17 protein-coding genes are annotated in these 21,360 nt (G+C 72.8%); 12 read left to right on the forward strand and 5 right to left on the reverse strand.

Annotation, left to right across the window (positions count from 1 at the left end; genetic code table 11):
- The first annotated feature begins 32 nt into the window (after positions 1-32).
- A complete protein-coding gene (locus ACQEVZ_RS58005; RefSeq protein ID WP_433385159.1) occupies positions 33-1,142 on the forward strand; it encodes a cellulose binding domain-containing protein in 1,110 nt (369 codons plus the stop codon).
- Between the two features lie 57 nt (positions 1,143-1,199).
- On the forward strand, positions 1,200-2,636 hold the full coding sequence (locus ACQEVZ_RS58010) for a hypothetical protein (RefSeq protein WP_433385162.1): 1,437 nt from the start codon (positions 1,200-1,202) through the stop codon (positions 2,634-2,636).
- Positions 2,637-2,691: 55 nt separating this feature from the next.
- On the opposite strand, the gene ACQEVZ_RS58015 is transcribed toward ACQEVZ_RS58010, so the two are convergent.
- Both ACQEVZ_RS58015 and ACQEVZ_RS58020 read right to left on the reverse strand, forming a co-directional pair.
- Positions 2,692-3,603 (reverse strand): ROK family protein, encoded by a 912-nt coding sequence (locus ACQEVZ_RS58015; protein ID WP_433385165.1) that lies wholly within the window; start codon positions 3,601-3,603, stop codon positions 2,692-2,694.
- Positions 3,600-5,948 (reverse strand): glycosyl hydrolase 2 galactose-binding domain-containing protein, encoded by a 2,349-nt coding sequence (locus ACQEVZ_RS58020; protein WP_433385168.1) that lies wholly within the window; start codon positions 5,946-5,948, stop codon positions 3,600-3,602. Before ACQEVZ_RS58020 ends, ACQEVZ_RS58015 begins: the two co-directional genes overlap by 4 nt.
- A gap of 123 nt (positions 5,949-6,071) precedes the next feature.
- On the opposite strand from ACQEVZ_RS58020, the gene ACQEVZ_RS58025 reads away from it, so the two are divergent.
- The 6 genes from ACQEVZ_RS58025 to ACQEVZ_RS58050 all read left to right on the forward strand — a co-directional run bounded on the left by ACQEVZ_RS58025 (position 6,072) and on the right by ACQEVZ_RS58050 (position 12,668).
- Positions 6,072-7,085 carry a LacI family DNA-binding transcriptional regulator gene (locus ACQEVZ_RS58025; RefSeq protein WP_433385171.1) on the forward strand — a complete coding sequence of 338 codons (1,014 nt, stop codon included), beginning with the start codon at positions 6,072-6,074 and terminating at the stop codon, positions 7,083-7,085.
- Positions 7,086-7,196: 111 nt separating this feature from the next.
- Complete coding sequence (locus tag ACQEVZ_RS58030) at positions 7,197-8,495, forward strand: ABC transporter substrate-binding protein (RefSeq protein ID WP_433385174.1); 1,299 nt, start codon at positions 7,197-7,199, stop codon at positions 8,493-8,495.
- A gap of 57 nt (positions 8,496-8,552) precedes the next feature.
- Positions 8,553-9,413, forward strand: coding sequence for a carbohydrate ABC transporter permease (locus ACQEVZ_RS58035; RefSeq protein ID WP_344504577.1), 861 nt, complete (start codon positions 8,553-8,555; stop codon positions 9,411-9,413).
- Entirely contained in the window at positions 9,410-10,225 is an 816-nt protein-coding gene (locus tag ACQEVZ_RS58040) for a carbohydrate ABC transporter permease (RefSeq protein ID WP_433385179.1), read from the forward strand. Before ACQEVZ_RS58035 ends, ACQEVZ_RS58040 begins: the two co-directional genes overlap by 4 nt.
- 19 nt (positions 10,226-10,244) lie before the next feature.
- Positions 10,245-11,270, forward strand: coding sequence for a LacI family DNA-binding transcriptional regulator (locus tag ACQEVZ_RS58045; protein ID WP_425552281.1), 1,026 nt, complete (start codon positions 10,245-10,247; stop codon positions 11,268-11,270).
- Positions 11,271-11,669: 399 nt separating this feature from the next.
- A complete protein-coding gene (locus tag ACQEVZ_RS58050; RefSeq protein ID WP_433385182.1) occupies positions 11,670-12,668 on the forward strand; it encodes a LacI family DNA-binding transcriptional regulator in 999 nt (332 codons plus the stop codon).
- A gap of 29 nt (positions 12,669-12,697) precedes the next feature.
- Here ACQEVZ_RS58050 and ACQEVZ_RS58055 read toward each other — a convergent pair whose 3' ends face one another.
- A complete protein-coding gene (locus tag ACQEVZ_RS58055) occupies positions 12,698-14,116 on the reverse strand; it encodes a lectin (protein WP_433385185.1) in 1,419 nt (472 codons plus the stop codon).
- Between the two features lie 181 nt (positions 14,117-14,297).
- Here ACQEVZ_RS58055 and ACQEVZ_RS58060 point away from each other — a divergent pair, with 181 nt between their 5' ends.
- From ACQEVZ_RS58060 to ACQEVZ_RS58075, 4 genes are all read left to right on the forward strand, one after another.
- A complete protein-coding gene (locus tag ACQEVZ_RS58060) occupies positions 14,298-14,828 on the forward strand; it encodes a hypothetical protein (protein WP_433385188.1) in 531 nt (176 codons plus the stop codon).
- Entirely contained in the window at positions 14,818-16,101 is a 1,284-nt protein-coding gene (locus tag ACQEVZ_RS58065; protein WP_433385191.1) for an MAB_1171c family putative transporter, read from the forward strand. The genes ACQEVZ_RS58060 and ACQEVZ_RS58065 overlap by 11 nt, the downstream gene beginning before the upstream one ends.
- 106 nt (positions 16,102-16,207) lie before the next feature.
- A complete protein-coding gene (locus ACQEVZ_RS58070; RefSeq protein ID WP_433385194.1) occupies positions 16,208-16,630 on the forward strand; it encodes a helix-turn-helix domain-containing protein in 423 nt (140 codons plus the stop codon).
- An 84-nt stretch (positions 16,631-16,714) separates the two neighbouring features.
- On the forward strand, positions 16,715-18,673 hold the full coding sequence (locus tag ACQEVZ_RS58075) for a hypothetical protein (protein WP_433385197.1): 1,959 nt from the start codon (positions 16,715-16,717) through the stop codon (positions 18,671-18,673).
- 327 nt (positions 18,674-19,000) lie between these two features.
- On the opposite strand, the gene ACQEVZ_RS58080 is transcribed toward ACQEVZ_RS58075, so the two are convergent.
- Both ACQEVZ_RS58080 and ACQEVZ_RS58085 read right to left on the reverse strand, forming a co-directional pair.
- Entirely contained in the window at positions 19,001-19,960 is a 960-nt protein-coding gene (locus tag ACQEVZ_RS58080; protein ID WP_433385200.1) for an ARPP-1 family domain-containing protein, read from the reverse strand.
- Positions 19,957-21,354 (reverse strand): hypothetical protein, encoded by a 1,398-nt coding sequence (locus ACQEVZ_RS58085; protein WP_433385203.1) that lies wholly within the window; start codon positions 21,352-21,354, stop codon positions 19,957-19,959. Before ACQEVZ_RS58085 ends, ACQEVZ_RS58080 begins: the two co-directional genes overlap by 4 nt.
- Positions 21,355-21,360 lie beyond the last annotated feature (6 nt).

Here is a 21,360-nt window from a genome sequence, read left to right on the forward strand (position 1 = left end):
GCGGTGTCGAACGAGCCTGCTCTACTGCGCGGATGCGGACCCTTCTCGCGCTTCTCACCGCGGCCGTCGTCGGTGCGGTGCTGTTCCTGACGTTGCCGGCCGGGCCGGCCAGTGCCGCGGCGGTGCGGATCATGCCGCTCGGCGACTCGATCACCGGCAATCCCGGGTGCTGGCGGGCGTTGCTGTGGAACGACCTGCAGAACGGCGGGAACACGAACATCGACTTCGTGGGGACCCAGCCGCCGCAGGGCTGTGCGGTCCCGTACGACGGGGACGGCGAAGGGCACGGCGGGGCGCTCGTCACGGCCGTCGCCGACCAGAACCAGCTGCCCGCGTGGCTCGCGGCGAGCCGGCCCGACGTGGTGCTCATGCACTTCGGCACAAACGACGTGTGGAGCAACCGGTCCACCGACACGATCCTCGCCGCGTACGGCAAGCTCGTCGACCAGATGCGGGCCAGCAACCCGGCTATGCGGGTCCTCGTCGCCCAGATCATCCCGATGAACCCGTCCAGCTGCGCCGAGTGCGCGCAGCGGGTGGTGGCGCTGAACGCGGCCATCCCCGGCTGGGCCGCGGGCAAGACCACCGCCGCGTCGCCGGTGACCGTGGTGGACCAGTGGACCGGGTTCAGCACGGCCACCGACACCGGCGACGGCGTGCACCCCAACGCCTCCGGCGATCGCAAGATCGCGGACCGCTGGCTGCCCGCGGTCGTCCGGGCGCTGAACGGCACCCTGCCGTCCGGCTCGGCGTCGCCGTCGCGATCCGTGTCGCCGTCACCGTCCCGGTCGGTCTCCCCTTCGCCGTCGCGGTCCGTGCTGCCCTCCGACAGCGTCCCGCCGGTGCCGGGGTGCTCGGCCACGTACAAGGTGGTCGGCCAGTGGCAGGGCGGCTTCCAGGGCGAGGTCACCGTCCGCAACGGCGGCACGTCGGGTGTGGCTGGGTGGACGGCGCGGTACACGTACAGCGGCGGCGAACGGATCACGCAGTCCTGGGGCGCCACCGTCACCCAGACCGGCAGCGCCGTGACCGCGGACAACGCCGCCTGGAACGGCGCGCTCGCACCGGGCGCCACCGCCACGTTCGGCTTCATCGGCAGCGGCACGCCGGGCATTCCCCCGATCACCTGCGCCTTCCGCTGACCGTCGTGTTCCGCTGACCGTCGTGTTCCGCTGACCGTCGTGTGACAGGGTGTGCCGGTGACCCGACCGGCGATCCTGCGGGGGTTGGCCGCCAACCCCGGCCTGGATCCTCTGCTGCTGGCACCCCTGCTCACCGCCGCCGACGCCGCGGTGCTGGACGCGCTCGCCCGCCGGGCGGACCTGCCGGCCCCCGCGGCGTCGGCGCTCGCCCGGCACCCCGACCCGCAGCTGCGGCGGGCGCTCGCCGGCAACCCGTCCGCCGCGCCGCACGCGTGGCGGGTGCTCTCCACCGACCCGGACGAGGCGGTGCGGGTCGCGCTCGCCCGCGGCCACAGCACCGACCACCGGCCGGCGGTCGACCTGCCGCTGCCGGGGGACGCGCAGCTCGCGCTCGCCGCCGACGCCGCCGTCCCGGTCCGGCTGGCGCTCGCCCGGCGGCGGGACCTGTCCGAACCGGCAAGGCTGTGGCTCGCCACCGACCCGTCCGCCGGGGTGCGGGAGGCCCTGGCCCGGTCCTGGCCGTCGCCGCCGGAGCCGGTCCTGCGGCAGCTGCTCACCGACCCCGACCCGGCGGTGCGCCGGGCGGCCGTCTCATCGGCGTTGCCGGCGGACCTGCTGCCCGGACTGCTCGCCGACCCCGCCACCCGGGAGGACGCCGCCCGGCACGCGCTCCCGCCGCCCGCCACCGACCCGGCGGCGGGCGGGACGGCGGCCGGCGGCGCCGGGCCGGCGCGTGGGGTGGGGGTCGACGTCGCCGGGCTGGTGGGGGACGCCGACCCGGCGGTCCGCGAGGCGGTGGCCGGGAACCCGCGGGTGCCGCTCGCCGCGGTGCTCGCCCTCGCCGACGACCCGGACGAGGACGTGCGCGTGGCGGTGATGCTCCGGCCCGACCTGCCCGACGCGGAGCGTCGGCGGATCAGCTCGGGCGTCGAGCCGCAGACCTATCACGTCGCCGACTGGCTGCGGCCCTCGCACGCGTCGCCGGCGGTCCGCGCCGCGCACGCCCGGTCGCCGTTCGTGTGGTGCCGCCGGGCCGTGGCGTTCTCGTCCGACCTGCCCGCCGAGGCCGTCGCGGTGCTGGCCACCGACGAGGACCACAGCGTCCGGCTGCTGCTCGCCGAGCACCACCCAGACGTCCCCGGCCACATCCTGCCCGACCTCGTCCGCAGCACCGGCCACGCCCGCTGGGACCTGGCCCGCCACCCCGCCATGCCGGCCGGCGCCCTGGCGGCCATGGCCCTGGGCGAGGACACCGATCTGCGCCGCGTCGCCGCGACCGCCCCGAACCTGCCGCCGGCCGTCGCCGAGACCCTCACCCGCCACGCCGACGACACCACCCGGGCGTACGTCGCGGCCAACCCCGCCCTGCCCGTCCCGGCCGTCCTCGCCCTCCTCGACGACCCCGACCCCCGCGTCGCCGAGGCCGCCGCCCGCAACCCCCGCCTCCCACCCGCCACCGCCGGGCGCCTCCTCGCCGCGGGCGCTCCCCGATGATCCGGAAGACGTTTCGTCGCCCTGGCGGCAATAGGTCTTCCGGATCATGGTGGGGTCAGGCGCGGACGGTGAGGGTGCCGAGGGCGAGGGCGGCGGCGCCGTAGAGGCCGCCGTCGCGGCCGAGGGTGCTGGCCTCGACGCGGAGGCGGCGCAGGAACGCCATGCCGTCCCGGTCGGCGAGGGCGCGGCGGATCGGGGCGAGCAGGACGTCGCCCGCCGCGGCCACGCCGCCGCCGATGACGACCCGGTCGATGTCGCAGAGGGCGGCGGTGGTCAGCAGGGCCGTCGCCAGGGCGCCCGCCGCCCGGTCGAACGCGGCGACCGCCACCGGCACGCCCCGCCGCGCGTCCCCGGCGAGCGCCCGCGCGTCGGCGGCGTGACCGGGCTCCCAGCCGTTGGCGAGGGCCCAGCGGACCATGGCGGGGCCGCTGGCGATGGTCTCGACGCAGCCGGTGGCGCCGCAGGGGCAGGGGGCGCCGGACGGGTCGACGGTGATGTGGCCGATGTGGCCGGCGTTGCCGGTCGTGCCGAGCCACGGGCGGCCGTCGATGACGAGACCGCCGCCGATGCCGGTCGACACCACGATGCCCAGCAGGGAGCCCTGCAGGGAGCCGCCGACGGGGGCGCGCCACCACTCGCCGAGGGCGACGCACTGGGCGTCGCCGGCCATGGTGACCGGGACGTCCGGGAGCCAGGTGGACAGGGTGCCGGTGAGCGGGAAGTCGCGCCAGGCGGGGATGTTGACGGGGCTGACGGTGCCGCGGACCCGGTCGAGGGGGCCGGCGGTGCCGACGCCCACCGCCGCCACCCCGCCGCCCGCCAGGGCCGTGACCAGATGGCGCAGGACCGACGTGGGGTCCTGGCCGGCGAGCGGCACCTCAAGGCGGTCCTGGATGACGCCGCCGGCGGAGACCACGGCCGCCGCGAACTTCGTGCCGCCGACGTCGACGGCGAGCACGGCGGTCACGGCCGGGCCTCGTTGACGCAGCGCAGCACCGGGTGGCTGAGCAGGTCGGCCGCGGCAAGTTCCAGGCCGGTGGTGACGGTGAAGGTCGCGGACTCCCCCGGCAGCAGCGTGACGAGCAGGTCGTCGACCGCCGCGGCCGGGTCGAGCCGGTCGGGGAACAGCGCCAGCTCCCGCAGGACCGTGGTCGCCGTGACCGTCACCTCGTACCCGCCCGGCACCGCGGCGACCGTACCGGTGAATGCCGCGACCGGGTAGTCCACCGCGGGGTCCTCCTCGAAGAACCGGATCGCCCGGGCCGGTCCCGCGGAGGCCACGACCAGCTCCCGTCGCGGGTCACCGGCCGTGGACAGCTCCGGCGGCAGGGGCATCTCGAGAACCGCCCGCGGCGGCACCGTCACCGGCACGGACGACGAGGCGAGCACGGCGCCGGACAGCGAGCGCCGGGACAGCTCCAGCGGGCCCGTCCACGGTGCCGCGTCGTCGTTGACGAGCGCCAGCGCGGAGCCCTGGAACGTGAGCAGGCGCGGGGCGTAGGCGCGGCGCAGCTCGTACCAGAGCGGCTTGCGCCGGCCGGCGCCGTCGACGGCCGCCCAGGAGGTGACCGGCCAGCAGTCGTTGAGCTGCCAGATGACCGTGCCCATGCAGTACGGCATGAGCGAGCGAAACCGTTGGACCCCGAACGACACGGCGCGGGCCTGGTTGAGCTGCGTCAGGTAGTGCCAGTCGTCGAAGGTCGCCGGCCCGGGCAGGTGCGCGCCCAGGCCGCGCAGCAGCTTCTCGTTGCCGCCCGCGGCCTTCTGGTGGTGGAGCACCCCCGGCGAGTCCGGCGTGAGCGGGTCGTCCGACACGGCCGCCCGCAGCGTCGCGTACACCGGCGGCCCCTGGAACCCGAACTCCGCCACGAACCGTGGGGTGTAGTCCGCATACCGCGTGTAGTCGTCGCTGCCCCAGACCGTCCAGATGTGCACGGTGCCGGTGCTCGGGTCCTTCACGTCGCGGTCGGGCGCGCCGGAGTAGGGGCTGCCCGGCCAGTACGGACGGCCCGGGTCCAGCGCGGCGACCACGCCCGGCAGCACCGAGTGGTAGAGCGACGCGCCCCAGGTCAGGTCGCCCAGCGAGGACTGCCAGCCCCAGTGCTGATAGCCCTCGATGTTCTCGTTGTTGCCGCACCACAGCACGAGGCTCGGGTGCGGCATGAGGCGCTCGACGTTGTCGCGGGCCTCGGCCTCCACCTCGGCGGCGAGGTCGTCGGGGTAGGCGGCGCACGCGAACGGGAAGTCCTGCCAGACGAGCAGGCCGAGCCGGTCGGCGAGGTCGTAGAAGGCGTCGGACTCGTAGACCCCGCCGCCCCACACCCGCAGCAGGTTGGCGCCCGCCCCGACCGCCTGCCCGAACCTCGTTTCGAGGGTCGCGGCGTCGGTACGGGCGGGGAAGCAGTCGTCAGGGATCCAGTTGAACCCGCGGACGAAGACGGGGGTGCCGTTGACGACGATCCGGAAAGCGTCCGGGTCGATGGTGACGGTGCGCAGCCCGACCATCCGGGACCAGGTGTCGTCGGCGGCGGTGACGGTCAGCTCGTAGCGGTGCTGCTCGCCGTAGCCGAGCGGCCACCACGGCCGCGGGTCGGCGACGTCGAGCGAGAGGGTGGCCGTGGTCGCGCCCTCGGGGACCTTGACCTCGACGCCGGTGCCGTCGATGGTCGCGGTGACGGCGACGGCTTCCGCCGTGCGGGCGCGCTCGATCTCGACCGTGACGTCGACGCCGTCGGCGCGGACCTGGGGGCGGACGGCGGCGAGCCGCGCGCCGGACCACGAGTGCAGACCGACGGGCCGCCAGATGCCGGACGTGACGAGGGTCGGCCCCCAGTCCCAGCCGAAGTTGCAGGCCATCTTGCGGATGAACTGGTACGGCTCGTCGTACGGCCCGGGGCGGGCGCCGAGCCGCGCCTCCTCCGCCTCGGCGTACGCGTACGGGGCGGTGAACGTGACCCGCAGGACGTTGCCGCCCTCGTGCAGGTGGGCCGTGGCGTCGAACCGGTAGCGGCGGTGCATGTTGGCGGTCCGGCCGAGGACGGTGCCGTTGAGCTCGACCTCGGCGACCGTGTCGAGGCCGTCGAAGACCAGGTCGACGCGGTCGTGGCCGTCCGGCGCCCACCGGAAGGTGGTGGTGTAGGTCCAGTCCGTCCGGCCGATCCAGCCGAGCCGGTGCTCGTTGTCGTCGACGTACGGGTCGTCGATCAGCCCGGCCCGCAGCAGGTCGGTGTGCACGCAGCCGGGCACGGTGGCGGGGACGCCGGCATGGTCGGGCCCGGACAGCGTCCAGTTGTCGTGCAGCGCGCGGTACATGCTCAACCTCGTCGCGTTAAGTGAACCGAGTAAGTGAAGATTGACGGTAACGGCGGTCGTCGCGACCTGTCAACGAGGGGCCGCGAGCGGCTAGCATCGGTGAACCGAGAAAGGCGGTTGCAGGTGAAACGACCGACCATCGCCGACATCGCCCGGGAGGCGGGCGTGTCCAAGGGGGCCGTCTCGTACGCGCTGAACGGCCGGCCGGGCGTGTCCGCGGCCACCCGGGAGCGCATCCTGGCCGTCGCCGAGCGCCTGCAGTTCCACGCCGACAGCAACGCCCGGGCCCTGGCCGGCGCCAAGACCCGGGTCGTCGGCCTGACGCTGCGCCGGCCGCCGAGCACTCTCGGCGTCGAGCCGTTCTTCATGGAGCTGATCAGCGGCCTGGAGCTGGAGCTGTCGCGGCAGTCCTACGCGCTGCTGCTGCAGATGGCGCCGGGGCGCGACGAGGAGCTGGCGTTCTACCGGCGGTGGTTCAGCGAGGGGCGCGTCGACGGCGTGCTGGTCTGCGACGTCAACGTCGGCGACCCGCGGGTGAGCACCCTGCAGGAGCTCGGCCTGCCCGCGGTCGTGATCGGCCCGCCCGACGTCAGCGGGTCGCTGACCAGCGTGTGGAGCGACGACGAGCAGTCCATGGTGGAGGCGGTGGAGTACCTGGCGGCGCTCGGGCACCGCCGGATCGCCCGGGTCGGCGGCATCCCGCAGCTGGCGCACACCGCGATCCGCACGGCCGCGTTCGCCGGCGTGTGCGCCCGGCTCGGGATCGCCGACGCGGTGACCGTCCCGGCGGACTACACCGGCGAGGCGGCCGCGCGGGCGACCCGCAAGCTGCTCGGCGGGGCGCACCCGCCGACCGCGCTGCTCTACGACAACGACGTGATGGCCGTCGCGGGGCTGACCGCGGCCCGCGAGCTGGGCGTCTCCGTGCCGGCCGAGCTGTCGATCGTGGCCTGGGACGACTCGCCGATCTGCCGGCTGCTGCACCCGCCGCTGACGGCGCTGACCCGCGACATCGGCGCGTACGGCGAACTGGCCGCCCGCACCCTCCTCGCGGCGATCGCCGGCGAGCCCGTGACCAGCGCACACGGCGCCCCGGCGCACCTGACCCCGCGCGGCAGCACCGCCCCGCCCCGCTGACGCCGCTCAGGTCACGGATCGGTTAAGGGCCCTTCCCATTCGCCTGACAACGGTGTCATCCTGCGTTCGCTCGAACTAAAACGCTTTAGACACCCCTCGAATGGAGCGCCCATGTTCCGCCGAACACTTGCGGTCGCGCTTGCCCTCTCCCTCGCGGCGTGCGGCAGCGGGTCCGACCCGAAGCAGTCCGCCGACGCCGTCTCCCCCACCGACCCCGCCGCCGTCTCCGGCGAGATCACCGTGCTGACCAACCGCACCGACCTCGTCACCGACGGCACCATGCAGAAGTACGCCGACCAGTTCAAGCAGCTGTACCCCAAGGTCACCGTCAGGTTCGAGGGCGTCACCGACTACGAGGGCGAAGTCAGGATCCGGATGAACACCGAGAACTACGGTGACGTCCTGCTGATCCCCAACACCGTCGTCACCGACGACTACCCGAAGTACTTCGCGCCCCTCGGCTCCGCCGCCGACCTGAGCGCGAAGTACAGCTTCACCGACAAGGCCAAGGTCGGCGACAAGGTCTACGGCGTCGCCGGCTTCGCCTACGTCAACGGCTTCGTCTTCAACAAGGACGTCTGGGCCCAGGCCGGCGTCACGACGTGGCCGACCACGCCCGCCGAGTTCATCACCGCGCTGCAGGCGATCAGGTCGAAGACCGCGGCCACCCCGTACTACACCAACTACCACGACGGGTGGCCGCTGAGCTCCTGGTCGCAGGTCGTCGGCTCGGTCAGCTGCGACCCGAAGGCCAACGACAACCTGGTCAAGGGCGACCCGTGGGCCGCCGGCGCCGACCTCGCCACCGGCGACACGCTGCTGTTCGACATCGTGAAGAACAAGCTCTCCGAGGCCGACCCGACCACCACCAACTGGGAGGACTCGAAGGGGCAGATCGCCACCGGCAAGATCGCGACGATGTGGCTCGGCTCGTGGGCGATCGCGCAGATGCAGGACGCGGCGAAGAAGGCCGGCAAGGACCCGTCGGTCATCGGCTACATGCCGTTCCCGAAGCAGGTGGACGGCAAGTTCTGCTCCGTCGTCGCGCCCGACTACCAGTACGCGATCAACAGCCACTCGAAGAACAAGGCGGCCGCCCGGGCCTGGTTCGACTGGTTCATCGACAAGTCCGACAGCGCCACCGTCAACCAGGCGATCTCCGCCGTCAAGGGCGCCCCGCTGCCGCCGGCGATGCAGCCGTTCACCGCCGCCGGCGTCAAGTTCATCGAGCTGTCGCAGGCCGAGTCCGCGAAGCTCACCAAGGTCGACAACGCCTCCGAGGTCGGCATCAGCAAGCCCGACTACCGGCAGAAGCTGGTCGACACCGCCCGCGGCGCCGCACCCGGCGACCTGCGCGGGGTCCTCGCCGACCTGTCGAAGCGGTGGACCGAGGCCGCGAAGAACCTCTGACGTCTGTCGTGGCGTCGCCTTCGGGCGGCGCCACCCTTCTGCTGTGTTCGGAGCGCCGTGAGATCCCGACTCCTCCCCTGGCTCTACCTGCTGCCCGCCCTCGCGCTGCTGGTCGTCTTCACGTACATCCCCGTCGCCAGCATGGTCACCTACAGCTTCACCGACTGGGACGGCCTCGACCCCGACCCCGCGTTCGTCGGTGTGGACAACTACGTGCAGCTCTTCACCCGCCCGGAGCTGTTCAGCGTCTTCGTCGTCAGCGTGTACTACCTGCTCGCCGCCTTCGTGCAGACCGCGGTCGCGATGTACTTCGCGTTCATCCTCAGCTTCAAGCTGCGGCTGCGGAACCTGTTCAAGGGCATCCTGTTCTTCCCGTACCTCATCAACGGCGTCGCGGTCTCGTTCGTGTTCCTGTACTTCTTCCGCCCCGGCGGGACCCTCGACGCGGTGCTCGCGCTGTTCGGCGTGCACCACGAGCTGCTCTGGCTCGGCGACCCCGACCTGGTCAACGTGTCGCTGAGCGGGGTGTCCGTGTGGCGCTTCCTGGGGCTGAACTTCGTGCTCTTCCTCGGCGCGATCCAGGCGATCCCGCCGGAGCTGCACGAGGCCGCCGAGCTCGACGGCGCCAACCGCTGGCACGTGTTCCGGCACATCGTCGCGCCCGGCATCAAGCCGATCCTCAGCCTCAGCGTGATCCTGGCCGTGTCCGGGTCGCTGTCGGTGTTCGAGATCCCGTTCGTGATGACCGGCGGCGCCGGCGACAGCAAGACCTTCGTCATCCAGACCGTGAAGCTCGCCTTCCAGTTCAACAAGTTCGGGCTCGCCTCGGCGGCCGCGGTCGTGCTGCTCCTGATCGTGCTGCTGGTCACGTGGGTGCAGCGGCGTCTGGTACCAGAGGAGAGGACCGACCTGACATGACCAAGGCCTTCAAATATCTCTCGCTCGTCGTCGCCTCCGTCATCGTGCTGCTGCCGCTCGTGTCGGTGTTCCTCACCTCGCTGAAGACGCCGGAGGAGATGGTGGGCGGCGGCGACCCCCTCGCCCTGCCGCACGACTGGACGAACCTCTCCAACTACGCCACCGCGTTCACCAACGGGCGGATGCTGACCGCCTTCGCCAACACCGCGCTCATCCTGGTCGTCTCCGTCGTCGGCACCGTGTTCGTCGGTACCCTCGCCGCCTACGCCATCGACCGCTTCACCTTCCGCTTCAAGAAGGTCGTCGTCGGCGCCTTCCTCGTCGCGACCCTGGTGCCGGGTGTCACCACCCAGGTGACCACCTTCCAGGTCGTGGACGCGCTGGGTGCCTTCGACAGCCGGTGGGCGCCGATCCTGCTGTACCTGGGGACCGACATCGTCGCGATCTACATCTTCGTCCAGTTCATGCGCGGCATCCCCGTGTCGCTGGACGAGGCGGCGCGCCTCGACGGCGCCTCCACCTTCCGCATCTACCGCAGCGTCATCCTGCCGCTGCTGCGCCCCGCGATCGCCACCGTCGTCATCATCAAGGGCATCTTCGTCTACAACGACTTCTACATCCCGTTCCTCTACATGCCGTCGGAAGGCCTCGGGACGATCTCCACGTCGCTGTTCCGCTTCAAGGGCCCGTTCGGGGCACACTGGGAGACCATCTCCGCCGGCGCGATCCTGGTCATCGTGCCGACGCTGCTGCTGTTCCTGTTCCAGCAGCGGTTCATCTACAACGGCTTCACCTCCGGAGCCACGAAATGACGTGTTGTTGGAGAATGGGTTGGTGACGCGACGGCCGACCATCAACGACATCGCCGAGGCCGCGGGGGTCTCGATCGGGGCCGTGTCGTTCGCGCTCAACGACCGGCCCGGCGTGTCCGCCCGCACCCGCGAGCGGATCCTCGCCATCGCCGCCGAGATGGGCTGGCAGCCCAGCGCCGCCGCCCGCGGCCTGTCGGTGTCCCGCGCCGAGGCGATCGGCCTGGTCGTCGCCCGCGACGCGGCCACCCTCGGCGTCGAGCCGTTCTACATGAAGTTCATCGCCGGCCTGGAGACCGAGCTGTCGGCGACCGGCACCGCCCTCGTCCTGCAGGTCGTCGCCGACCACGACCGGGCGATCGAGGCCCTGCGCGGCCTGTGGGCGGCCCGCCGTATCGACGCCACCATCCTCACCGACCTGTGGGCCGACGACACCCGGATCGCCGCGCTGTCGTCGATGGGGCTGCCCGCCGTCCTCGTCGGCCACCCGCGCCCCGGCTCCTCGATCCCCGCCGTCTGGAGCGACGACGCCGCCGCGCTCACCGAGGCGCTCGCGTACCTCGCCGCCATCGGCCACCGGCGGATCGCCCGCGTGGCCGGGCTCGCGGCGCTCGAACACACCCGCATCCGCACCCTGGCCTTCCGCGCCGCCGCCACGCGGCACCGCCTGGAGAGCGCCGAGGTCATCGACACCGACTACACCTGGGAGGCCGGCGCCTGGGCCACCGAGCAGCTGCTCACCTCGGCCCGCCCGCCGACCGCCATCACCTACGACAACGACATCATGGCGACCGCGGGCCTGCACGTCGCCCGCAAGCTGGGCCTCGACGTCCCCGGCAACCTGTCCATCATCGCGGGCGACGACTCGCAGCTGTGCGAGATGGCGTACCCGGCGCTGAGCGCCCTGGCCCGCGACGTGCTCGCCTACGGCGCCAACGCCGCCCGCACCCTCCTCGCCCACCTCGACGGCGCCCCCGCCACCGACTTCCAGGACACCACCCCCCGCCTCCTTCTCCGCGACAGCTGCTCGCCAGTTGCTCCGCAATAGCGCTGTCACCCACTGTTTCCCGCCTTCAGCTGCGCTGTAGCTCACCTCCCCACCGCTGCCGCGGCGGGGCCCGCCGGGGGATTCTCACCCCGGACCCCCAATGCTCGCTGCGCTCGCACAGCCAGCGCTCCGCGCGGCCGGATTGCGCGTGCGCGCCGCACGCGGTGGCCGGCCGCCGCGGCCACCTCATGATCCGGAAGACTTCTGGTCGCCAGGGCGACAAAAACTCTTCCGGATCATGAGAAACGACCCCGGGCACCAACCAGCCCGGCAAGCGAGGGCTGCCACTGCCCCATGATCCGGAAGACCTTGTGCACCCCTGGGTACACAAGCTTTACCGGATCATGGGTCGTGGGGGTGGGAGCGGCTAGGATGCTGCGGATGGGGCGGCGGCCGACGATGAGTGACATCGCTCAGCGTGTCGGGGTGTCGAGGGTCGCGGTCTCGTACGCGCTGAACGGGCGGCCCGGGGTGTCCGAGGACCTGCGCAGGCAGATCCAGGACGTGGCGGCGGAGCTCGGGTTCGCGGTGCACCGGCCGGCGGTGGCGATGCACGGGGCGTCGTCCGACGCGGTAGGGCTGACGCTGCGGCGTACGTCGGCGGCGTTCAGCATCGAGGTGTTCCGGCGGCAGCTGATCAGCGGCATCCAGGTGGAGCTGTCGGCGCGCGGGTTCGGGCTGGCCCTGCAGTTCGTGGCGAACGCCGAGGAGGAGATCGCCGTCCACCGCAGGTGGCACGCCGAGCGGCGGGTCGACGGGGTGGTGCTGTGCGACCTGCAGCGCGACGACCCGCGGGTGCCGGCCGTGCTCGCGCTCGACCTGCCGGCGGTGGTGGTCGGCGGCACCGGGGAGATCCCGGGCCTGGCCAACCTGTGGACCGACGAGGCGGCCTCGGCCGGGAAGGTCGTCGGGTACCTCGCGTCGCTCGGGCACCGGCGGGTCACGCGGGTCAGCGGGCCGCCGGACATGTTGCACACGCAGGCGCGTACCGACGCGATCGCGGCGACGACGAGGGGCACCGCCATGACGGTGACGGTGGTCGCCGCGGACTACACGGGCGACGCCGCCGCGCAGGCGACCCGGCGGATCCTCAGCGGCAAGCAGCGGCCGACCGCGATCGTCTACGACAGCGACGTGATGGCCCTTGCCGGGCTCGGCGTCGCGGCGGAGATGGGTGTCCGCGTGCCGCACGAGGTGTCGATGCTCGCGTGGGAGGACTCGCCGCTGTGCGAGGTGGTCCACCCGGCGCTGACCGTCCTGCGCCGCAACATCGCCGACTACGGTGCCCGCGCGGCCAGGCTCCTGCTGGAGTGCGTCGACGGGCGGCCGCCGCGCAGCGTCCGGTACACCAACCCCACCCTGGCCGTCCGGGACAGCACCGCCCCCGCCGCCACCTGAGCGACCGCGGGGACGGTACACCGGCAAACTCACGCCGGCAGGGTCCATCGCTGGTTGGTCTGGCCGTTGCAGGTCCAGATCTGGATCTGGGTGCCGTCGGCGCTGGACTGCCCCGTCGCGTCCAGGCACCGGCCGGTCGCCGGGTTGACCAGGGTCTGCCCCACCCGGCTCCACCGCTGGTGGTCGTTGCCGACGCAGTCCCAGAGCTGGACTTTCGTGCCGTCCGCGTTGGTGCCGCCGGCGACGTCGAGGCACTTGCCGAGGGCCCGGATCGTGCCGTCGGTCCCGACGGTCCACTGCTGCGCGCCGGTGCCGTTGCAGCTGTACAGCTGGACCTTGGTGCCGTTGGCGGTGCCGGCCGCGGCCACGTCGAGGCACTTGCCGGCGAGGCCGGTGATCTGGCCGGTCCCCGAGCCGCCCCCGCCGCCGGAGCCGGGCACGGTGAACTCGCCCCGGACCAGGACCCGGCTGTTGAAGTACGTGTTCTGCACGGCCGCGTTGTTGTTGTACGCCGGGTCCGTGAGGTACTCCGCCCACACCATGAAGTACGTCCACCGCGGCTGCGCCTGCAGCAGCGCGACGCTCGGCACCTGGCCGACCTCGGCGAGGGCGATCGGCTTGCCGCCGGCGACGTTCAGCATCGCCTGGTAGTCCGAGGTGCTCGGCGCGTACTTCACCCACATGTCGAGCGTCGCCAGGTCCACATAGGACGGGCCCGGCCAGTAGTCGGCGATCGAGCCCATGTTGACGTCCTTGACGTTCCACACCCACACGAGGTTGGTGAGGCCCTGGGCGGCGTAGTGGTCGTGCACGATCTGGAAGAGCTTGCGGCTGCCGTTCGCGCCCGGCCGGCCGCCCCACCACGACCAGCCCTCGTTCATCTCGTGGACCGGGCGGAAGAGCACCGGCACGCCGGCGTTCTGCAGCTGCCGCAGGTAGGGCACGGCCTCGTTGAGGCGGTTCTTGAAGGCGGTGTTCAGCGACGTACCGTCGGTGACCAGCTGGCTCCACTGGGTGTCGCTCAGGTGGCTGAGCACGCCGGCGCTGTCCCAGCCGCAGGTCGAGCCCACGGTCGGCGGGCACATGTGCCAGGTCAGCGCGACGAGCGAGCCGCCCTGCCACTGCCGGATCGCCTCGCTGACCATCGTCTGGCGGGACGACACGTCGGCGGACTGGAAGAGGAAGTCGCCGCCCCACAGGCCCGGCGTCTGGCCGGTGAGCTGCTGGGCGACCCTGGTCCACTTGGTCGGGTCGGCGTTGGGTTCACGGTTGTGCTGGCCGGTGACGGTGTACTGCCCGCTGATCCCGCTCAGGTAGCCGATCAGCGCGCTGCGTGACGACGCGGGGAACGCTTCGGCGGACTGGGGCCGCGGCTGGGCGGCGACGGCGACGACGGCGGTCACTGCGGTCGCCAGGGCGGTGGCGACCACGATCCAGGCTCTTCGCACGGGGGCTCCTTGAAGAAGGTTTACTGAACCGAGTAAGTGCAGGCAACGTACGACGACTCCTCGAACGCTGTCAATAGAGGTGAACAAATGAAAGTGACGTCGGACGCCGGAGCCGCCTGCCGGTCCGACCGGGGGCCTATGGTGGGACCCGAATGAGCACCGATGGTCGGCTGGAGCGTGGATGCGGCTGCGAACGCTGGAGAAACAGGTCAAGCGGATGCTGGCCGGGCTCGACGTCCCGGACCCGTTCGACCTGCCGGCGTTCTGCGCGTCGGTGGCCGCCGCGCGCGGGCGCGACCTGCACCTGCACCAGCTGCCGGCCGCGGGCGTCGACGGCACCGCGTGCGGGCTGTGGCTGGCGACCGACAAGGCCGACCACGTCTTCTACGCGGCCGGCGCCGGCTGGCTGCACCAGCAGCACATCATCCTGCACGAGATCGGCCACATCCTGTGCGACCACGTCGCGCCCGAGCCGGAGCCCGATGACGTGACCGCACTGCTGCTGCCCGACCTGGACCCGGCGACCATCGCCAGGGTGCTGCACCGCTCGTCGTACAGCGCGCCACAGGAACAGGTCGCGGAGATGATCGCCACGATGCTCAACGAGCGGGCCGCCACCACGGCCGCCGCCCGGCCGCCCGCCGACCCCGCCCTGGGCAACCTGTACGACGCCCTCGCCGAGCCGTTCCTGGTCGAGCGCCGTGGCCGGTGACGCCGTCGACTTCGTCGAGATCCTGGTCCTGACCACGTTCTGGGCGTTCACGATCTGGCGGTTCGCGACGCCGCAGACCCCGCGGGGCAAGGCCATCCGGCTCGTCGTGCTGCTGGCGACGGTCTCGTTCACGTTCAACCGGCGGGAGATCTCGTACGCGACCGACACCGTGCTGCACGTGCCGGACATCTCGGTGCCGTTGAAGAACCTCGCGACCGTCGCCGCGTCCGCCGGCATGGTCCACCTCGTCGGGCTGCTGTCCCCGGACCCGGCCCGCTTCGCCAAGCTCCGCCGCGCCGCGTACGTGCTGCTGAGCGTGACGGCCGTGGCGATGACCGTGCTGTTCCTGCTCGCCCCGCGCCGCCCCGAGCGCTACGACTTCGTCTACGAGCAGGCCGGGACGCCGCTGGTCACCGCGTACGCCACGCTGACGCAGCTCGGGCTGACCGTCGGGCTGATCTGCGCGCTGGTCCTCTTCCGCCCCGCCGGCCGGGGTGCCGCGCCGTGGCGGCTGCGGATCGGGATGTGGCTGCTCAGCGCCGGCGCCGTGGTCGGGCTGCTGTTCATGGCGAACCGCGTCATCTACCAGATCAGCCACGCCGCCGGCAGCCGCGCCCTCGACCACCCCGCCGCGCAGAGCGTCTCCCGCATGCTGCTGGCCATGATGCTGCTGTTCTTCGGCACCGGCGCCGCCCTGCCCGCGATGGGCGACCTGCGGCGCTGGACGTCACGCTACGTGGCCCTGCAGCGACTGCGCCCGCTGTGGCGGGACCTGGCGACCGCCGCGCCCGGTGTCGTGCTCGGCGACCCACCCGGCCGCCTCGGCGAGTTGGTCGCTCTTCGCAGCGTCGAGCTTCGCCTGTACCGCCGGATCATCGAGATCCGTGACGCCCAGTGGCTCCTCACCGGCCGCGCGGGCGACACCGACGCCGACGCCACCGCCCTGCGGGCCGCGGTCCTGCGCTCCTGCGGTTCCATGGATGACTCCGGCGGATCCGTGACGGCCGGTGACGGTGCGGTGGCGCCGGGCTTGCCCCCCGGCAGCGGCCCCGCACCAGCTCAGGGGCCGGCGCCTGTGCATGCTCCGGTGCACACCGCAGGGCAGGCCCCCGGCCCGCCGAACGCCTCCCAGTCGGCCGGCGGGCCCGATGTCGACGCCGAAGTCCGGGCGCTGCTCGGCCTCTCGCGGCGGTACCGCGTCGCGGCCGCGCAGGGCGTCGTGGCCACCCCCGTTGCCTTCGCCGGCCACGATCCGTCCCACCCGGAAGGATGACGTCAACTTCAGTTTATGGGGCGACATCGTCCATAAATCTGAGCTTATGATGGAGATTTCCATCGCAGGGGTGCGATTGTCAAGCGTCTACGTCCCAGGAGGCCATGTGACCCTCGCGGAGAAGCTCGACCGTCTCTTCAGCACGGTCCACCCGCCGGGTCGCGGCGAGTACAGCTACGAGGAGGTCGCCGCCGCCATCCGGGCACGCGGAGTGATGATCTCCCACACGTACATCTGGCAACTGCGCAAAGGAGCACGGGACAACCCGACCAAACGGCACCTCGAGGCACTCGCCGAGTTCTTCGGGGTCAACGCCGCATACTTCCTCGACGACGAGGCCGCGCGGCGCATCGACGAGCAGCTGGAGCTGCTGGCCGCGCTGCGGGACAACGCGGTGCGCACCATGGCGCTGCGCGCGGCCGGGCTGTCGGGGCCGAGCCTCGAGGCGATCCACGGCATGATCGAGCACGCGCGCAGGATCGAGGGCCTTCCGGACGATCCTCCGCCCGCCGATGTGGTGCGAAACTGACACGCCGGGCGGGGTGTTGGCCCGACGGCAGACGACGGTAGCGTGGCGGCGGATCGCGCTCGCGATGGTATGGAGGGTTGGCACATGTCCCAGGGCGGAGAGCTGGCGACGGCTCGCGAGGATTCCGGCGCGCGGCCGGCCTTCAAGGTCGCGCTTCGCGGGTATGACCAGGGACAGGTCGACCAGTACCTCGCAAAGCGGGACCGCGAGCTGGCCCAGCTCGCGCAGGAGCGCCGGCGGATCGACGCCGACCGGCAGGACCTCGACACCCGGCTGCGGTCGATGCAGGCGCAGCGCCAGCAGCTGCAGCAGGAGCTGAACGAGGTCAAGGACCGGCCGGCGCAGGTCGACAAGGCCTCGTTCCGGCACCTCGGGCCGATGGTCGACGACATCCTCGCGCTCGCCGAGAAGCAGGCCAACCAGATCACCAGCACCACCCAGGAGCGGGCCACGAAGCACCAGGCCGAGGCCGAGAAGGTCCTCGCCGACGCCCGCGAGCTGGCCGCGAAGACCCTGCAGGACCTCGAGGACGAGCTGGCGCAGCGCCGCACCGAGGAGCAGCAGGCGTACGAGGAGCGCCGCGCGGCCGCGCAGGCCGAGCTCGCCGAGATCCGTGAGGTCGCCGAGCGGCTCCGGGCCAACAGTGAGGCCGCGCAGCAGCGCGCCGAGCAGGAGGCCGCCAGGATCAACGAGCAGAGCGCCGCCCAGATCAAGCACACCCAGGCCCAGGCGAAGGCCCTCCTGGAGGCGGCCCACCTCAAGATCCAGCAGGAGATCGAGGCCGCCCGCAAGCAGACCCAGCAGGAGCTGGCCCAGTGGAAGGCACAGGCCGAGAAGGAGATCGCCGACCACCGCGAGACGACCGAGAAGGAGATCGCCACGCACCGCGAGGCGGTCGAGGAGGAGCTGGTGCGCCAGCGGGCCGGCGTCGACGAGCAGTGCGCCGCCGTCAAGGCCGAGGCCGAGCAGCACGTCACCGAGCTGCGCCGCCGCGGCGACGAGCAGAACACCGCCGCCCAGCACCAGCTTGCCACCGTCCAGCGCGAGATCCAGGCCCGCCGGCAGGCGCTGTCCCAGCTGCAGGCCGAGCTCGAGTCCAACCAGCAGCGCCTCGCCCAGACCCGCCGCGAGGGTGCGACCACCGAGCGTGAGGTCCAGCAGTTCCAGCAGCGCCTGAAGGAGACCCGCCAGGACCTGGCCGAGGAGATGGCCCGCCTCGAGGAGGCCCGCTCGGCCGCCGAGGGCGCGGAGCGGCACGCCAAGGAGGTCCGCGCCCGCGTCCAGCGTGAGGCGAAGCGGGTCGCCGACCTGGCCGCGGCCGCCGTCATGGCCGCCGCCGCGGGTGGCGAGACCGGCGAGTACACGAAGATCCCGGTCCGTACCCCCGCGGAACGCGCCGCCGACCAGCAGCGCCTCGCCGACCAGCAGCGCCTCGCCGAGCAGCAGCGCCTGGCCGAGCAGGAGCCGGGCGGCGGCCAGCCGTCGGCCGGGTCCGCGCCGCAGCCCGCCTCCGGTCAGCCTTCCGGTCAGCCACAGCCCGTGGCCGGCCAGCCGGCGACCCAGCCGGTCGCCGTGAACCCGCTGACCGGCCAGCCCGTCGCGGTCCACCCGCTCACCGGCCAGCCCATCACCGGCACCGGCCACCCCCTCGCCGGCCGCCCGCTCGCCGGAATCCCCACGAACGGCGCCGACCCCGCGTCTCAGGACACCGAAGCCGACGACGCCGACCCGGCCGACGACAGCGCATCCGGCGAGCACGCGTCGCTCGGCACCCCCAACGGCGTCAACGGCAACGGCGGCCTCAACGGCAACGGCGCCGGGAGCGGCACCGACGGCGACAGCCGCTCCGGCGAGCACGCCCCGCTCGCCCCCAACGGCCGCGGCGAGACCAGGCCACGCAGCCTGTTCGAGCCGAGGTCCGCCGCACACGAGGCCCAGGACGCCGACCGCCCCACCGCCGGCAACGGCTACGCCCGCCACTCCTCGGACCACCCGGTCCCCACCCAGCGCGACGCCCGCGACCAGTCGGACGCCACCCGCTAGGCCCCTGCGGTCGGCCCCACACCCGACCCGTCGTTCCAACCACCGGCCCGGAGCAGCCACTACGCAGCTCCGGGCCGTTGCACAGGCGGCAGAAGTCGTGGGGTGGGGGAAGCCGGAAGGCGCCACCCCCGGAGGTCCGGGAGTGGCGCCTGGGAGGCGGTGCGGTGCGTGTGGCCAGCGCCGTGCCGACATGAATAGGCCGCTCTCTAAGCGACTTGTGCCCCGACTTGGAATCGGGGGGCCTGTCGGCGAGGCCTGTCGGCGAGGCCTGGCGCAGTCCCGCAACACCTGTGATTCAACCGGATCCGCGTCGTGGCGCCAACCGAATTACAGGGCCGTGGCGAACAGGGACGCGTACACGAGACGGGAGCCGTCCGTCACGACCTGGCCGGCGGCGGCTGGGCCGGACACAGTGGACAGTCGCAGGTCGAGGTAGCGCTCGTCCTCGATGACCGAGTCCGGTTGCCATGCGGCGCGCGACAGCCACTCGCTCACCTCGTCCGCCACGGACTGCCGGCGCCGGTGCAGGGCGGCCCGGATGTCGTCCAGCGAGCCGGCCTCGCAAGCGGCGCCAGGACCAGCAGCAGCGGCAACAGCGGCGGAGGCGAACCACGCGGCCGGGCCGTAGGCGAAGCAGACCAGCGCCATCCAGACCTCCGCGAAGTAGACGGGGTCCGGCGCGATCTCCACGCCGGCGAGGGTGTCGCCGGCGAAGAAGAGGGCGCCGAGCTGGCCGTCCAGCAGCTCCAGGCGGCTCTGGTACTGGGTGAGCACCGCACGCTTGCGGGTCAGCACCTGCTCGAGGTGGCCGCGGGCGGGCAGGCCGTACCGGCCGTTGAACCGCGCGATGTCGCCCCACAGCTTGCTGTACTGGCTGGTCCCCCGCAGCCCCAGCGCCGCCGCGCGCAGCTCGACCGGCAGGATGAAGAACCACTGGTCGCGCTCGGACAGGTAGCCGCCCTGGCTCTCCTGCACGCAGCACGCGTCGTCGAAGCGCAGCGTCTGCCCGGCCGCGATGAACGCCGACCGGCACAGGGCGTGGTTCTGCGCCGCGTCCTGGATGTAGCCGACGTGCAGCGGCACGACGGCCACCCCGGAAGCCGACGGGTTGGTCAGCTCGACCTGGCCGTATGTGACGACCCGGCTGAGCTTCAGCCCGCTGCGCGGCGGTGCGATGCCCGGGTAGGACGGCCCGAAGACCGGCACCATGGTCAGCGCGCCCGCCCGCTGCGGCGGGCCGAGCCGGTAGCCGGCGGTGTCCACCCCGGCCGGGACTGGCAGGTTCACGACGAGCCTCCTTCCACGACAGACTCGAAGACCGACAGACGGCGGCGCAGCTCCGCGACGATCCACCGGTCCGCGGCGGCACCGTCCACATGGGACAGCAGCCACAGTACGAGCGGCGCCAGGTCATCGGTGTGCCAGAACGGCAGCTGCGGCAGTGCGGGTGCGGGCCGGCGCAGCGTCAGGTCGTCGGCGGGGCCGTACGTGGCCTGGCAGAACACGACCGGCGTGCGCACCCCCGCACCCGGCAGCGCCGCGGTGACCCACGCCAGGTCGCCCGGGTACACGTTCTCGTACCCGTCGGAGGCGACCACGACGACGTCCGGCGCATCCACACCGGACAACGCGTCCAGCACCCCGGCGGCAAGATCGGTGGCCCCACCGAACCCGCCCGACAAAAAGCCCGACGAGACGCCGGACGAGAAGCCCGACGAGACGCCGGCCGAGACGCCCGACGAAAGGCCGGCCGAGACGCCCGACGAGGAACCGCCGACCGGCACCACCACGAGCCGCGCGCAGACCCGCTGCAGGACCAGCCGCAGCGCGGCGACCTGCGACGCCACGGCCCACTCGCGCTCCCCGTACCCGCGCATCGACGCCGAGTCGTCCAGCACCAGCGCGACCGTGCCCTCGTAGCGCGGCAGCCCGGCGACGGCCGCGTCGGTGTAGCGCTCGACCGCCGGCCGCAGGTCGTCGCTCGGCCCGCCGCGCAGCAGGTGTACGAGCGTCGCCGCCAGGTCGCCCCGATTGGTGGCGGTCACGGTCGCCGGCCGGTCAGTGCGCAGGTCGAGACCGCCACCCGTCGCCGGGAGCGGCACGAGCGCGGTGCCGGCGCGGTGCTCGTACACCAGCGGCACCAGCGACGCGACGGCACCGGCGGACGGCACGGACCGCAGCAGGCGGTGCCGCGGCGCGGAGCCACGGCGCACCGCGTCGAGCACGGCACGGGCGGTGCCGCGGCCGAGGGCGTGCTCGAAGCAGTCCTGCACGACGGCCCGCCGCGCGGCCACGATCTCGGCGGCCCGCGGGTGCTCGAGCAGCACCGTGAGCGCGGTCCGGGTGACGTGCTTGTGGTTGGCGCGGCGACGCCGGACGGCGAGCAGCACGGTCAGCACGTCGGCGGGTGCCAGCCCGAGCGCCAGCACGCGGGTCACCCGGGCGAGGGTGTCGCGGACGGCGTCGCCGAGGCCGGCCCGGGAGGCGAGGAGCAGCTGCAGCAGCAGACGGGCCCGCTGCGGGGCGAGGATCCCCGGGGTGAGGGCGGTCAGCGCGTACCGCTGCGGGTCGGCGAGGTACGCCGAGGCGTGCACCGCCTCGTCGTCGAACAGCACGGCTCCGGCGCGCGGGACCCGCAGCGCCGTGTCGTGCCGCTGGAGGTGCCGCACGAAGTCGTTCATGCCCGT

This window comes from Dactylosporangium sp. CA-152071, assembly GCF_050936335.1.
GTDB lineage: Bacteria > Actinomycetota > Actinomycetes > Mycobacteriales > Micromonosporaceae > Dactylosporangium > Dactylosporangium maewongense.